This is a genomic window from Streptomyces ardesiacus (assembly GCF_003112575.1).
In the GTDB taxonomy this organism is placed as follows: domain Bacteria; phylum Actinomycetota; class Actinomycetes; order Streptomycetales; family Streptomycetaceae; genus Streptomyces; species Streptomyces ardesiacus.
Genome location: NZ_BEWC01000002.1, coordinates 838720 through 853934 on the forward strand (window position 1 = coordinate 838720; position 15215 = coordinate 853934).

The following is a 15215-nucleotide window of genomic DNA, read 5'->3' on the forward strand; positions in this document are numbered from 1 at the left end:
AGGAACGAGAGGAACGAGGGGAACGGGGAATGGGCATACAGGACGAGGCCGGGGCCGAGCAGGCGCCTCCGGGCGCCGAAGAACCCCTGCCGGACCTGCTGGAACTGGACCTCGCGGAACTGGGCACCATCGAGCATCCGGTGCTCAGCGAGGTGCTGGGGGAGCTGAGGGCGCGGGCCGCGGAGCCGACCGAGATGCTGTGGGGCTTCGACAACTCCTTCTGACCGGTGGCCGCGGCCGTCCCGGCTCGGCTCGGCTCGGGAAGTCATGTGAACAGGACAACTTTCGCCGCGTCGAGTTTCGGGCACCCGCCGCGCCGGGAATGCGGCTCCGTACGGCACGCCGCCGTGGCGCCGGCTCGCGGCGACACCGGCCGGACCGTTACGGCATGGGGGGTGCTGAGGTGTCGGAACAGGCCAAGGGCGGTCCGGCTCCCGTCGTTCCCGGCCGGCGGAGCGGTCCTGAAGGCCCCTTTCCCTTCCGCCAGTTCATCGTCAAGATGCACGGCCGCTGCAACCTGGCGTGCACGTACTGCTACCTCTACGAGGGCCCGGACAGCAGCTGGCGCGAGCGGCCCGCCGCCGCTTCCGCCGCCGTCCTGGAGCGCACCGCCCACCGCATCGCCGAGCACGCCGCTCGGCACGCGCTGCGTGACCTCGCCCTGGTTCTGCACGGGGGCGAACCGCTGCTCGCCGGAGCCGGTCCCCTCGCCGCGGTCGCCGGGAGGGTGCGGGAACTGGTCTCGTCGGGATGTCAGGTTCACGCCACCGTGCAGACCAATGCCACCCTGCTCACCGCGGAACGCCTCGCCGTACTGGCCGACGCCGGCATCCGCGTCGGCATCAGCCTCGACGGAGGCACCGCCGCCCACAACCGACGGCGGGTGGACCACGTGGGGCGCCCGTCCTGGCCCGCCGCGGCACGGGGGGCCCGCCTGGTCGCGGAGCGCTTCCCGGAGGCGTACGCGGGTCTGCTGACCGTCGTCGACCCGACGCTGGACCCGGTCGAGACGTACGAGTCGCTGCTCGGCCTGCGTCCGCCCGCGCTGGACCTGCTGCTGCCGCACGGCAACTGGTCCGCGCCGCCGCCGGGCCGGACCGGCGTCCGGTACGGCGACTGGCTGTGCGCCGTCTTCGACCGCTGGTGGGCGGCCGGGCGGCGCGAGGTGCGGGTACGGCTCTTCGAGGAGTGCGTGGCGCTCCTGCTGGGGATGCCCGCGGCCACCGAGGCGCTGGGGCTCGCGCCGTTCGACGCGGTCGTGGTGGAGACCGACGGGTCGATCGAGCAGGTCGACTCCCTCAAGTCGGCCTACCCCGGCGCCGCGCGGACCGGCCTCGACGTGTTCCGCCACACGTTCGACGAAGCGCTGCGACACCCCGGCGTGGCCGCCCGGCAGGCGGGCGCCGCGTCGCTCGCGGACCAGTGCCGGGCCTGCCCGCTGCTGCGGGTCTGCGGAGGCGGCCACTACGCCCACCGCTACCGTGCCGGGCACGGCTTCCGGAACCCGTCCGTGTACTGCGCGGACCTCCAGCGCTTCATCCGCCACGTGGCCTCGCGGCTGGCCGCGGCGACGGGTGGGCCGGCGTCCGGCGGACCGGCTTTGGGCGGACCGGCTTTGGACGGACCGGCTGTGGGCGGGCCGGCTGGGAACGGGCAGCCTGTGACAGGTCCGGCCGCGGCCGGACCGCCGGACGCCGGACCGCCGGACGCCGACCCGCCGGACGCCGGGCCGTCGGTGGCCGGTCCGGCGGTGGGCAGGCAACCTGCGGCCGGTCCGTCCGCGACGCGCCCGTCCTCGGCTGGGGCGACTTCGGCTGGGGCGACTTCGGGCCACCGGTCCGCGACCGGCCCGTCGGTGACGGGAACGCCCAGTCCGTCCGCGACCGGCTCGGCGCAGGCCGGGCCGACAGCGGCCGGTCCAACGTCGGCCGCACCGATCGCCGTTGGCCCGGCGCCGGGCGAACCGGCTGTCACCGGCGCGGCGTCGGCGGGGCCGGCTGCCGTCGGGGCGGCGTCGGCCGGGACGGGCGCCGTCGGAGCGGCCTTGGCCGGCGCCGGTGGTTCTGCCGGGCCCGGCTCGGGCGGCGTGGTCGCGGTCTGGCCGGTCGCCAACGGTTCGGGCGCCGCCGGGACGGTTCCGATCGGAGAGGGCGCCACGTGATGTTCCCAGTCGTTCCCGAGCAGGCCCTTCTCGAACTCGCCCGGACCGAGGGCGGGCCCGACACCCTGGCGCTCCTCGTCCGCGACCAGGACACACGGCGGCTGCTGCTGCTGCGAGCCGTGCTCGACGCGGCCGAGGCGGCCGAACGGTCCGTCTGCACCACCGCGCAGAAGGCGAGGCTGCGCGAGGACTGGGCGCTGCTGACCGAGGCGGACCGGATGCCGGCGGCGGACGCGACGCCGGACCCGGGCCACCGGCGCGGCCACGCGGCCACGCGCAGCGACCGCGACGGCCGTGCCCTGCCCGGCGCAGGGAGCGCCCAAGCCCCCGCGTCGTTCGCCAACCCGGCGCGTGCCCGGCTCTTCCACCCGCTCACCGGACCCTGGGCGCGCTCCTGCCTGCGCGGCCTCGACGCCGCTCCCGGACCGGCGGAGGGCGAGCGGGGGCTGCGGCTGCGGCGGGACCTCGCGCACTTCGGCGCGATCGCCGCGGTGGTCGCCGCCGGGGCGGGCATCTCCTTCAGCACCCGGCTCACCGCCCGCGCCGGAGTCCTCGCCCTCCCGTCGCTCGGCGCCCTGCACACGGCACGGTCCGGCGACGTACCCGTCGACGTCACCTGCGCCGACGGCCGGCTGGTCCTGCGTCAGGCCGACGCCCCCGACGTGACCGTCCACCTGGAGAGCGGCGCCGGCGCCTGGTCCGGGTCCCTCGCCTGGACGCCCGCCCACGCGCTGCCCGGCCTCACCCCGGCCGCACCGCCCCTGCCGCTCGACGACCTCGACCCGTACCGCGAACTTCCCCCCGGCCCCCGCCACGGCAACCTGCGCACCCCGCTCGCGCTCGACGACGCGGAACGCAAACGGTGGCTCCAGGCCTGGTCCGGCACGGCCCTCGCCCTCCGCTCGGGCGGCGCCCAGCGCCTCGCCGAAGCGGGGACCCTGCTGCGCTGCCTGGTCCCGCTGGAGACGCCGCCCGACGTCGGCACCGGCCGCGGCAGTTGCAGCGCCACGCGCCGGGAGGCCTTCGGCGGCCTCCTCAGCAGCACCCCGCCCGACTCCGTGACCCTCGCCGCCACCCTCGTCCACGAACTGCAGCACGCCAAACTCGCCGCCCTCGGCGACCTGGTGACCCTGCACCGGGCCGGCCCCGCGGCGCGGTACTTCGCACCCTGGCGCACCGATCCCCGGCCCTACGACGGCCTGCTCCAGGGCACGTACTCCCACCTCGCGATGGCCGCGTTCTACCAGCGCCGGGCCCTCGTCGGCGGGCTGCCGGACCGGGACTGGGCGTGGGCCCAGCACGCGCGCTACCGCGCCCAGGTCGGGGCCGCCCTGCCCGCCCTGGTCGGCTCGCCCGACCTCACCGTGCGAGGACGCCGGTTCGTCGACGAAATGGCCGCCGCCCACGACCGGATGGCCGACCACCCCGCCCCCAGGGGCCACGTCGCCCGCGCGCAGGCGTACGTGGCCTCCGCGCGCGCACTGTGGAACCAGCGTCACGGCTCCGCGCTCCCGCCCTCTAACGGATGAATGCCCACGCACGGCGGCCGGGTACGGAAAGATCGTCCGTACAGGGGGTGTTGCCGTCGGTCGGCGGACTTACGCGCGGCGCTCCGGGGTCCTAGGATTTTGCGGTACTACGTGCTGGAGGCCACTGCATGTCTGGAGCTCGCAAGCCGGCCGAGACGGCCGAGAGGGGGACCGCCAGGCAGACGGTCACGATCCATTTCGCAGGCTTCAACCGGGCCTGGGCGGCCTGGATCGGGGACCGGCTGGAGCGGCGTGGGGTACGGGTGGTGCCGCTGCGCTGGGACTCCCCGGCCGATGTCCCGCTGGTGGACCTGCTGCGCGACCTGACGCTCGCCGAGGGCCGGGTCCTCATCATCGTCAGCGAGTGGTACTTCCAGCTCGGCCCGCGCACCCACGAGGAGTGGAACGCTGCCCTGCGCGAGGTCGTCGCCCCCGACCCGTCCCGGTTCGCGGCCGTGTCGGTCACCACGGCCGCGGTTCCGGCCGCCGCGGCCGTCCTGGCCCCGGTCGCGCTGACCAACATGGGCGCCGAGGAGGCGGAGCGCCGGCTGCTGGACCGGCTCGACCTGCCGCCCGAGGCGCCCGCCGAGACCCCGGCGGAGTCGCGGCGCGGCCCGCGCTTCCCCGCGGCGATGCCGGACGTGTGGGGCGTGGTGCCCCGGCGCAACACCCGCTTCACCGGCCGCGAACCGCTGTTCAACGAGGCCTACCACCTCCTCCAGAGCGCCGAGCCCGGCGCCGGCGTGCTGACCCTGCACGGCATGTCCGGGGTGGGCAAGACCCAGTTCGCCGCCGAGTACGCGCACCGGTTCGGCTCGGAGTACGACGTGGTCTGGTGGGTGAACGCGGAGAAGCGCGTCACCTACCGTCGGCAACTGGCCGAGCTGGCCCCGAAACTGAACCTGCGGACCGGTCAGGAGTACGGCGAGCGGCTGCGTGCCGTACGCGACGCGCTCCGCCGCGGGGAGCCGTACTCCAGGTGGCTGCTGGTCCTGGACGGGGCGGACGAGCCGGACCAGATCTGGGACCTGCTGCCGACCGGCCCCGGACACGTCATCGTCACCTCGCGCAACCCCGAGTGGAGCGAGCACAACAGCAAGCTGCTCGAAGTGCGGGTCTATCCCCGTGAGGAGTCGGTCGCGTTCATCCGCCGGCGCGCCCCCCGCCTGTCCGAGGCGGAGGCCGACCAACTGGCCGAGGCGCTGGGCGACCTGCCGCTGCTGCTCGACCAGACGGCGGGCTGGCTGAACGACTCCGACCTGTCGGTCGACGCGTACATCGCCCTGCTGGAGGGCGGCATCGACAGCGACGTGGTGAAGGTGTCGGCGGACTTCCCGCTGGCCTTCCAGACCGCCTGGTCGATACTGCTGAACAAACTCCGCGAGACCGTCCCGGAGTCCGTCGACCTGCTGCGCCTGTGCACCTTCTTCGCGCCGGGGTTCATCCCCGTGCGCCTGCTGAAGGAGATGCCCGTCGACGAGTTGCCCGAGCAGCTCGCCGGACTGCTCAACGACCCACTGCTGTGGAACAAGGCGATCAACCAGCTCCGCACCTACTCGGTGGTCCGGCTGGAGTCCCACGAGGCGTCCCTGGACGAACCGGTGTCCGCGGGGGAGTCGCTCTACCTGCACCGCATGGTCCACCAGATCGTGCACAAGGACATGCCGGACACCGACCGCCGCGAGTTCATCGACGTCGTACGCCGGGCCCTCGCCGCGGCCGACCCGGGCCGGCCGACCGAGACCCGGCTGTGGCCCGGCTACGCCGAGATCGTGCCGCACCTGAAGTACGCGGACGTCCTCAAGAGCAAGGACCCGAAGGTCCAGCGCATGGTCCTGAACTGCCTGCGCTACATGTACTTCTCCGGCGAGTACCGGGCCGGCATCAAGCTCGGCGAGCGCGCCCTCACCGCCTGGCGCCGCCTGCTCGGCCCGACCCACGCGCGGATCTGGGAGCTGACCTACCACTACACCAACCTGCTGCGCGCCATGGGCGACTACGCCCGCACCGAGTCCCTCAGCCGCGACGCGGTCGAACACCTCAGGGAGGAGCGCGGACCGCAGGACCTGGACCACCTGCGCGCCGCCGCGGGCCTGGGCGGCGACCTGCGCGGCCTGGCCCGCTACGACGAGGCCCTGGAACTCTCCCAGTGGGTGCTGGCGGCCTACCGCGAACTCCTGGGCGACCAGGACTCCAGGACGCTGAACGCGCAGAACAACCTGGGCGTCTCCCTGCGCCTGCTCGGCCGCTACGAGGAAACGCTGGAAACCGACCGGAAAACCATGGAGGCGCGTCGCCAACTGCTTCGCGCCCGCCACCCGTGGGCGCTCAGCTCCGAGATCACGTACGCCATCGATCTCCGCCTGCTGGGCCGCTACGCCGACGCCGAGTCCCTCCAGGCGAAGAACGTGCGTGAGAACCGCATCGTGATGGGCCCGGACAACCCGCAGACCCTCAAGGCCGAGTACAACCTGGCGCTGTGCCGGTACCGCCTCGGCGAGCGGGCCCCGCACGGCGAGGAGCCGGGGGCGATGCTCAGCAGCGTTCTGGAGCGCGGTGAACGCGTCCTGGGCGAGACCCATCCGCTCACGCTGATCTTCGCGACGGGCCAGAGCTGCTACGCCCGCGAACACGGCGACATCGACCAGGCACGCGAGCTCAGCGAGGCAGTCGTCGCCCGTTACGAGATGATGCTTCCCGAGGGGCACCCGTTCATCGCCGGGTCCCGCGCCAACCAGGCCCTGATCCTGCGCAACGTCGGTGAACGGGAACACGGGCACGTCCTCGTCGAACAGGCCCTGGCCGAGATGACGCAGGCCGTCGGCGAGAGCCACCCCTGGACGCTCGGGTGCGCCCTGAACGCCTCCGCGCTGCGGAACCTGGTGGGCGACATCGAGGGCGCCGCCGAGCTCAGCCGGAACACCGTGTCGAGGGCCATCGAGTCGCTGGGGCGCACACACCCGCTCACGCTGTCGACCCGTATCGCGTACGCGGCGGACCTGCGGGGCCTGCGGGACCGACGGCAGGCGGAAAAGGTCGAGCAGGAGGCACTGTCCGACCTCGACGCGACACTGGGCAGCAAGCACACGCACACCGTCTCCGCCCGGTCCCGCAACCGCCCGTACTGGGACTTCGAGCCCCAGACCACCTGACGGCGCGGAGGACGAGACCGGTCGGTCACGTTCGTTGCCCCGGGGCGCATAACCCCCCGCGCCCCGGGGAAGAACACGGGTCCACTCAACACACCTGTAACACAAACGAGTTGGGCCGGGGGGGAGCGTGTGGTGATCCTATTGGGACCCGTGCCGGAGGGCGCGGACGGGCCCATAGCGGTCGAGGTCGACGCGCAGGTCGACCCGTCCGCCGTCGACGGCCTCGGCCTCGTCTACGGCGACGAGGAGACCCGCGACGGCGCCGGGCAGCGGGTCGTCCGGGTGGCGCGGGACGTCTACACCGACGGGCTGGACCTCGCCCGCAGGTGTGCCGCCCAGGCCGTACGGCGCTTCGGCGAGCTCCAGGAGGGGCTGCGGCCGGACGAGATCGAGATGCAGCTCGCCATCAAGATCGACGCCGGGGTGGCGACCCTCGTCAAGAGCGGGGCCGAGGCCCAGCTCCAGATCACGCTCCGCTGGCAGACCGCCCCGGCCCCGCACCCGGCCCCGGCTCCCGCCCCGGCCCCGCACCCGGCCCCGGCTCCCGCCCCGGCCCCGCACCCGGCCCCGGCTCCCGCGCCAGGCCCGCACCCGGCCCCCGTGCCCACGCCCCACCCCGCCCCCGCCCCCGACGACCACGGGACCGGCACGGCCGACGGGGCCGGTTCGTGAACCGCGCCCTGCCGGGCCCGCGCATCCTGCCGTACTCCCGCGTCGTGGCCCAGGACGAGCTGAAACTGGCGCTGGAGCTCCACCACGTCGTCCCCCGCATCGGCGGTGTGCTCATGGCGGGACCGCGCGGCACCGCCAAGTCGACCCTCGTACGGGCCTTCGCCCTGATGGCGCACGACGCGCTGCCGGTCACCCTGCCCATCAACGCCACCGACGACCGCGTCGTCGGCGGCTGGGACCTGGACGCGCTCCTGCGCGGCGAGCCCCGGCCGCAACCCGGGCTGCTGGAGGACGCGGCGGACAAGGGGCTGCTCTACGTCGACGAGGTCAACCTCCTCGACGACCACCTCGTCGACATCATCCTGGACGTCGCCGCCACCGGCGTCCTGTCCGTGCAGCGCGAGGGGCTGGACACCGCCAAGTACCTCTCGTTCGGGCTGGTCGGCACCATGAATCCCGAAGAGGGCGGGCTGCGCCCCCAACTGCTCGACCGCTTCGGCCTGATGGTCACCGCCGAGACGCTGGACGCGACCGCCCGGCACCTGCTGCTGCGCACCGTGCTCGACTTCGAGGAGGAACTCGGACGCGAGGACTCCGCGTGGCTGGCGGCAGCCCGTCGGGACGACGCGCGCACCCGGGAGCGGCTGACGGCCGCCCGGCGCCGGGTCGGCGACGTCGGCGTCCCCGAGCACATCCTGGAGCTGTGCGCCCGGGCCGCGGAACGGAGCGAGGCGGTGGGCCAGCGCGGGGAGATCGTGGCCGTACTGGCGGCACGGGCCCTGGCGGCCCTCGAAGGCGCGGACCGAGTGGCCCCCGGGCACCTGCGGCGGGTCCTGCCGATGGCCCTGCGGCACCGGCGCCCGGAAGCGGTGCAGGGCGACGCCTTCGACTGGGGGCCCGACGACGAGGCCCGCCTCCAGGATCTCTTCGAGGACTGACCGGGGATGGCAGCCGTTGCGCCCGACCCGCCCACCCCACCGGACCCGCCACCGGCCCGGGGCGCGGCCCCCACCGGCGCGGTCCCGCACGACGACCCGGCGCACCGGCTCGGACTCGCCCTGGTCTGCGCGGCCGCCGAGCCCGCCCTGTCCGGGGTGCTGCTCCTCGACCTGGACCCCCGGCTCGTCGATCCGGTCGCCCGGGTGTTCGGGGCCGTCCTCGCCGGGGCCGACGAACCGGCGCGCCCGCCGCTCGTGCTGGGCGCCGCGGACCGGGACGAGGACCTGTGGACCCGCACCAGGATCCGCGGCGGCGAGCACGGCATCACCGTCCGCACCGGGCCCGGCCCGCTGACCGAGGGGGACGACGCCGACGGGGCACCGCCGTTGGTCGTGGTGCCCGACCTCGCGCGGCTGAGCGTCGCCGGGATGCGGGCAGCGGTGCAACTCCTCGGCGCCGACGTCGTGACCGTCGAACGCGGGGGCCCGCGCCGGACGGTCCGGCCCCGGGCGCGCTGGCTGGCCGTCTGCCGCAGCGCCGACGTGGGACGGGTGAGCCGGCACCTGCTGGACCGGTTCGCCCTGCGGCTGTCGGTGGCGGGACTGCGGCTGCCCGCCCCGGGCGGGGCACTCCAGGAGCCGGGGGCGGCAGAGGCGCGGGAGGCGCTGCTCGCGGGGCTGGCGGATACCCGGCGTCCGGCGTCCGGCCGGGGCATCGGGCCCGTGTCCGTGGACGACGCGGCGATCGGCCGGGCGCGGGACCTGCTCGGGCCCGACGCGGGAGTCCGCCGGGAACTGGCCCTGCTGCGGCTCGCCCGCACCCTCGCGGCCCTGGACGGCGCCCCGTCGGCCTCGGCCGGCCACACCGACGACGCCGCCCGGCTCATCGGCGTGTCCGTGCCGCAGAGCGCGCCGGAGCGCGCGGAGAGCGACCCCGAGCCGCCCGGCACGGGTCCGGAACCGGCCGGCCCGCCCGGCACCCTCCCGGAACGCCACGGCAGCGGCGGGGGAGGCCGGCCCCGGACCCGCGACGGCGCCCGGGCGCTGCGGGACACCGGACCCGCCGAGGGGATCGGCACCGCACCGGGCGCCGCACCCTCCCCGGCCGCGGGGAGCCCCTACCCGGAGGACGAACCGGCCGCGGTGCGCGACGCCGTGCCGCTGAGCAGTCCCCGGCGGCGCACCACCGGGCCCGTCTCCACCCGCGGCACCGTGATCGGCACCCGCCGCGCCACGGACCTGCGGGACATCGCCCACGTCCGCACGGTCCGCGAGGCCGCCGTGCACCAACGGGCCCGGCGCACCGAACGGTTCACCGTCTCGCCCGTCGACCTGCACAGCAACGTGCGCGCCGCCGCCCCCGAGCGGGTCCTGGTGCTGCTCCTGGACCACACCTGCCGGGCCGGGGACGGAAACTGGCCCGAGGTCCTCGCCCCCTTCCTGCAGTGGGCGTACACGAGCCGGGCCACGGTCCAGGTGATCGAGGTCGGCGCGGCGGACGCGGCCGACGAACTGCGCGCCGGCTCCTTCACGGCCCGCGGCGTCCTGGACCCCCGGGTGCCGGCCGCGCTGCACCGCCGGGCCGGGCGGGCGACGCCGCTCGCCCACGGCGTCGAACTCGCGGCGCAGGCGCTGCGCCGGCTGCTGCGCCGGCAGGGCACCGGGCCGGCGGAGGCGTGGCTCGTGGTCGTGACCGACGGCCGCGGCAACGTCCCGCTGCGGGCCGGCCACACCGGGCGGACCGACGGGGAGGTGGCCGCCGCGGGGGTCGAGGACGCGGTGGAGGCCGCGTCCCGGATCGGGGCCATGGACCGGACGCGGCTGCACGTCGCGGTCGTCGACCCCGGCCGGGAGCCCTACGGCGACCTGCCGTACGTCCTCGCCGACCGGCTCGGGGCGATCGTCGTCGACGGGCGCCGGGGGCCCGGGACGGAGGCCGCCGGTGGGTGAAGCGAGACGCGGGCCCGGCGGACTCCCGGTCAACGGCACCGCCGGGCTCCGGGCGGCCCTGCCGGGACTGAGGGCCGTGGCCCGCCGCCCCGCAGCGTCCGTGCTGAACCTGCGCCGGGCGCAGGAGCCGCCCGCAGGGCTCGGCGGCACCGACGCACGCCCCGGCGCCCGCCTGGAGGACGGCTTCGCCGTGCTGCGCGTCCTGCGGGCCGACGGGGCCGACGGGGTGCCGGGATACCGGCTGCAGGGCTGGTGCGGCGACCTGTCGGTGACCTGCGCGGCCGGGCCCACCCGCCGCCCCGCGCCCGCCGTCAGCCTCGCCCGGCTGCGGCAGGACGGCGACGCGCACTACCCCTCGGAGGTGCTGCGGGGCATCCGCCTGTGGTCGGACAACCAGTACGAACTCGCCCACTGGATCAACCGGATCCGCGCCCGGCACGGCGAGGGACTGCGCCTGGTGGTGTGGGACGACACCGGGTACGACCTGCCCTGGGAGCTGCTCCTGCTGCCCGAGGACGCCGTACTGGGCCTGGCGGGCGGGCCGCTGGGGGCGCTGATCGCCGTGGCCCGCTGGACGACCGTGCGGGACCTGAGCCAGGACGGCCTGCCCGCCGAGACCGGCGACTGCCACGGCCGGGTGCTCGGCTACCTCCACCAGGACATGGCGGACGACGGCCGCGTCTTCACGTCGTACGCGCACCGGCTGCACCGGCGCATGACCCCCTTCCTCAGCGACCTCGACACCGAGGCCGACCGCACCGGACTGGTCTACCTGGGCTGCCACGGCACCTACGGCGACGCCGTGCCGGGCCTCACCCTCGGCAACCGCACCTGGGCCGAGCTGAACGGCGAACCGATGTCGGTGCTGCGCCGGGACGGCTCGCTGGTCTGCCTCAACGCCTGCGACTCCGGGCGGTTCGTCGACAACCGGGCCCAGGGCGAGGAGGCGCTGCGGGGATTCGCGGAGCTGTTCCTGCGCAAGGGCGCGGGCGGCTGCATCGTCAGCTCCGGGAAGGTCGGAGACCTGGAGGCCCGGGCGCTGGCGCGGCGCCTGGTGCGCGAGGTGGCCGGGCATCCCCGCCGCCCGGTGGTGCGCACGCTGCGGGACTTCCGGGTGCGGGCCCTGGAGGAGTTCGGGTCCCTGGCGGAGCTGCCGCGGGTCCGCAACGATGACGGACAGGTCGACGTCGTGGGCCAGAAACGGGTCCTGCGGCTCCTGTACGCGTTCATGTTCCACTACTACGGGCATCCGGGGACGGCGCTGCGGCTCACCGCGGTGGACGCGCCCGGCACCGAGGGGGGAGGCGGCCGGTGAGCGCCGCCGCAGGACCCTCCGGGCCGCCGCTGCTGATCGAGCCCGTCGTCGCGTGGCCCCGGCGGGCGGAGGCCGGGGGCGACTACCTCGTCACCGTCGACCTGCGCGGCCCCCTCCCCGCCCCGGACGGCACACCGGCCCCGTGGCCCTACGCCGAGGAGGAGTTCACCTTCACCGTCACCCTGGACGGCGCCCCGCACTTCGACTGCTCCGCCCTGGGCGCACCGAACCTCGTCCTGCACCGCTTCGGCGGCACCTACGGCCCCGCGCGGTTCCGGGTCTCCGCGGGCACGGGCCTGGGGCCCGCCTCGCTGTGGCTGACCGTCAGCAACCAGTGGGGCGTGCCGGTCCGCAAGGCGGAGCTGCGCTGCGAGATACGCGAGGCCACCGGCGACGCGGCGGCGCCGGTCCCGGACGGACCCGCACCGCCGCCCGTACCGCGGGCGCCCCGGCCGCACCGGCCCCCGGCCGCCGTAGCAGCCGGCCCGGACCGGCAGACGGTCACGATCAGCTTCGCCGGTCTCGACCGGGCCTGGGCGGCCTGGATCGGGGACCGGCTGGAGCGGCGCGGGGTGCGGGTGGCGCCGCTGCGCCGGGGCTCCCCGGCCGACGTCCCCCCGGCGGCCCTGCTGCGCGACCTGACCCTCGCGCCCGGGCGGGCCCTGCTCGTCCTGGACACCCCCTACTTCGGCCACGGAACGCACGCGCACGACGAGTGGAACGCCGCCCTGCGCGAGGTCGTCGCCCCCGACCCGTCCCGGTTCGCCGCCGTGTCGGTCACCGGGGCCGCGCTCCCGCCGGAGGTCTCCCTCCTGGCGCCCGCCACCCTGCACGGCGTGCGCGCCGAGGAGGCCGAGCGGCGCCTGCTGGAGCGGCTCGGCCTGCCGTCCGAGCCGGTGGCCGAGGACGCGGCGCAGGCCGGGCCCCGGCCGCGGTTCCCGGCGGACGCACCCGGCGTGTGGGGCGCCGTACCGCGCCGCAACACCCGGTTCACCGGCCGCGAGGCCCTGCTGGACGAGGTGCACGACCTGCTGGGCCGTCCGGGGCCGGGCACGGGGAGGCTGACGCTGCACGGGATGTCCGGGGTGGGCAAGACGCAGCTCGCCACCGAGTACGCCCACCGGCTCGGCCCCGAGTACGACGTGGTGTGGTGGGTCAACGCGCAGGACCGGGCCGGCTGCCGCCGCCAACTGGCCGACCTCGCCCCCAGACTGGGCCTGCGGACCGGCCAGGAGTACGGGGAACGGCTGCGCGCGGTACGGGACGCGCTGCACCGCGGCGAGCCGTACTCCCGCTGGCTGCTGGTCCTGGACGGCGCCGACGAGCCCGAGGAGATCGAGGACCTGGTGCCGGCCGGCCCGGGGCACGTCCTGGTCACCTCGCGGAACCCGGAGTGGGGCCGCTACGGCAGCGGGCTGCTGGAAGTCCCCGTGTACACCCGCGAGGAGTCGATCGCCTTCCTCCGCCGCCGGGCGCCCGGACCGACACGGGACGAGGCCGGCCGGCTCGCCGAGGCCCTGGGCGACCTGCCGCTGCTGCTCGCCCAGACGGCGGGCTGGCTGAGCGACGCGGACCGCTCGGTGGACGAGTACCTGGCGCTGCTCGCGGACGGCGACGGCACCGGGGGCGACGCGCGGACCGTGGCGGACGACTTCCCGCCGGCCTTCCGGACGGCCTGGTCGATCCTGCTGTCCGAACTGCGCGAGAGCGCCCCGGAGTCCGTCGTCCTGCTCCGGCTGTGCACCTTCTTCGCCCCCGGCCTCGTCCCCGTCCACCTGCTGCGCGGCATGCCGCACGACGGGCTGCCCGACTCCGTGGCCGGACTGCTCACCGACCCCCGGCTGTGGGACCGGGCCGTCGGCCACCTGCGACGGCACTCCGTCGTCCGGGTCGAGACGGACCCGGACGAACCGGAGCACGAGAACCTGTACGTGCACCGGGTCGTCCACCAGATGGCGCACCAGGCCATGCCGGAGGAGGCCCGCCGCGACCTCGTCGACGTCGTACGGCGGGCCCTGGCGGCGGCCGGCCGCGGCCGGCCCTCGGCCCCCGAACAGTGGCCCCGGTACGCCGAGATCGTGCCGCACCTCAAGTACGCCGACGTCCTCGCGAGCACCGACGAGGCCGTGCAGACGCTGGTCCTGGACTGCCTGCGCTACCTGTACCTGTCGGGCGAGTACGGAGCGGGCGTCCGGCTCGGCGGCCACGCCACCCGGATCTGGCGTGCGCTGCTGGGCGACCAGCACCCCCTGCTGTGGGAACTGACCCACCACTACGCCAACCTGCTGCGGGCGGCGGGGGACTTCCACCGGACGATGGAGATCGAGCGGGCGGCCGTGCGGCACCTGAGCGAGCAGCGGGGCGAACGCGACCCCGTCCTGCTGCGGGCCCTCGGCGGACTCGCCGCCGACCTGCGCGGACTCGGGCACTACACGGAGGCCCTGGAGATCTCCCGGCGGGTGCTCGACGGGTACCGCGAACTCCTCGGCGACCAGGACACCCGCACCCTCAACGCGCAGAACAACGTGGGCGCCTCGCTGCGGCTGCTGGGCCGCTACGCGGACGCCCTGGACGTCGACCTGCCCACCCTGGGCGAGCGCCGCCGGGTGCTCGGGGACCGGCACCCGTGGACACTGGGCTCGGAGACCACCTGCGCCGTCGACCTCCGGCTCCTCGGCCGGCACGGGGAGGCCCTGTCGCGGCAGGACGCCAACTGGCGGCTGGTCCGCGAGACACTGGGCGCCCACCACCGGCAGACCCTGCTCGCCGCCCACAACCTAGCGCTGTGCCACTGCGCCGCGGGCGACACCGACGAGGCGGCGCACCACGCCGGGCATGCACTGGAGCTGGGGGAGCGGGTGCTGGGCGACAGCGACCCCCTGGTGCTGATGCTCACCGCGAGCCTGAGCTGCTTCGCCCGGGAGCAGGGGGACCTCGACCCGGCCCGGGCGCTGAGCGAGCGCGTCGTCGGCCGCTACGAGGAGACGCTCACCGCCGGCCACCCCTACGCCGCGGGGGCCCGCGCCAACCACGCCCTGCTGCTGCACCGGGCGGGGGAGGGCGACCGTGCGGCCGCCCTCGCCGACGACGCGCTGGCCGGCATGGACGCCGCCGTGGGGCACGACCATCCGTGGACGCTGGGCTGCGCTCTCAACGCGGCGGTGCTGCACGGGAACGCGGGGGAGGCGGACCGTGCCCTCGCTCTGAGCCGGGCCACGGCGGGCACGGCGGCGCGCGTCCTCGGCGCCGCCCATCCGTTCACCTTGTCCGCGGAGGTGGCCCTCGCCTGCGAACTGCGGGTGCGCGGGCGGCGCGGGCAGGCCGACGCGGTGGAGCGCGAGGCCCTGGAGGGACTGGCCGCCGCCCTCGGCCCCCGGCATCCGCGCACCCTGTCGGCCCGTGCCCGGCGCGCTCCCTTCTGGGACTTCGAACCCCAGCGGACCTGACCGGCGCACGCGCACCCCCACAACGCCGCAGGGCCCGGCCCCGGAGTGTTCC

8 protein-coding genes and 1 pseudogene are annotated in these 15215 nt (G+C 75.8%); all 9 read left to right on the top strand.

Features of this window, described 5'->3' with window-relative positions:
* The first annotated feature begins 29 nt into the window (after positions 1-29).
* The 9 genes and pseudogenes from fxsA (at position 30) to fxsT (Sdi02f_RS10925) (ending at position 15163) form a co-directional block, all read left to right on the top strand.
* A complete protein-coding gene (fxsA, locus tag Sdi02f_RS10885; RefSeq protein WP_030400616.1) occupies positions 30-224 on the top strand; it encodes an FxSxx-COOH cyclophane-containing RiPP peptide in 195 nt (64 codons plus the stop codon).
* Positions 225-388: 164 nt separating this feature from the next.
* A pseudogene (locus Sdi02f_RS36370) lies at positions 389-1588 on the top strand (FxsB family cyclophane-forming radical SAM/SPASM peptide maturase); the annotation flags it as partial.
* A 572-nt stretch (positions 1589-2160) separates the two neighbouring features.
* Positions 2161-3690 (top strand): aKG-HExxH-type peptide beta-hydroxylase, encoded by a 1530-nt coding sequence (locus Sdi02f_RS10895; RefSeq protein WP_108933160.1) that lies wholly within the window; start codon positions 2161-2163, stop codon positions 3688-3690.
* Positions 3691-3818: 128 nt separating this feature from the next.
* Positions 3819-6842 carry an FxSxx-COOH system tetratricopeptide repeat protein gene (fxsT, locus tag Sdi02f_RS10900; protein ID WP_108933161.1) on the top strand — a complete coding sequence of 1008 codons (3024 nt, stop codon included), beginning with the start codon at positions 3819-3821 and terminating at the stop codon, positions 6840-6842.
* A gap of 132 nt (positions 6843-6974) precedes the next feature.
* Complete coding sequence (locus Sdi02f_RS10905) at positions 6975-7514, top strand: CU044_2847 family protein (RefSeq protein ID WP_108933284.1); 540 nt, start codon at positions 6975-6977, stop codon at positions 7512-7514.
* On the top strand, positions 7511-8452 hold the full coding sequence (locus Sdi02f_RS10910; RefSeq protein WP_234353127.1) for an AAA family ATPase: 942 nt from the start codon (positions 7511-7513) through the stop codon (positions 8450-8452). The genes Sdi02f_RS10905 and Sdi02f_RS10910 overlap by 4 nt, the downstream gene beginning before the upstream one ends.
* Before the next feature lie 6 nt (positions 8453-8458).
* Positions 8459-10402, top strand: a complete 1944-nt coding sequence (locus Sdi02f_RS10915) for a magnesium chelatase (RefSeq protein WP_108933162.1) — start codon at positions 8459-8461, stop codon at positions 10400-10402.
* Complete coding sequence (locus tag Sdi02f_RS36715; protein WP_234436622.1) at positions 10395-11717, top strand: CHAT domain-containing protein; 1323 nt, start codon at positions 10395-10397, stop codon at positions 11715-11717. The genes Sdi02f_RS10915 and Sdi02f_RS36715 overlap by 8 nt, the downstream gene beginning before the upstream one ends.
* Complete coding sequence (gene fxsT, locus Sdi02f_RS10925; RefSeq protein WP_108933163.1) at positions 11714-15163, top strand: FxSxx-COOH system tetratricopeptide repeat protein; 3450 nt, start codon at positions 11714-11716, stop codon at positions 15161-15163. The genes Sdi02f_RS36715 and fxsT (Sdi02f_RS10925) overlap by 4 nt, the downstream gene beginning before the upstream one ends.
* Positions 15164-15215: the final 52 nt, after the last annotated feature.

What these genes read in the sequence shown, in the direction of transcription:
- Sdi02f_RS10895 (WP_108933160.1), top strand. Translation starts at nt 2,161, where the DNA reads ATGTTCCCAGTCGTTCCCGAGCAGGCCCTTCTCGAACTCGCCCGGACC.
- fxsA (WP_030400616.1), top strand. Translation starts at nt 30, where the DNA reads ATGGGCATACAGGACGAGGCCGGGGCCGAGCAGGCGCCTCCGGGCGCC.
- Sdi02f_RS10915 (WP_108933162.1), top strand. Translation starts at nt 8,459, where the DNA reads ATGGCAGCCGTTGCGCCCGACCCGCCCACCCCACCGGACCCGCCACCG.
- fxsT (WP_108933161.1), top strand. Translation starts at nt 3,819, where the DNA reads ATGTCTGGAGCTCGCAAGCCGGCCGAGACGGCCGAGAGGGGGACCGCC.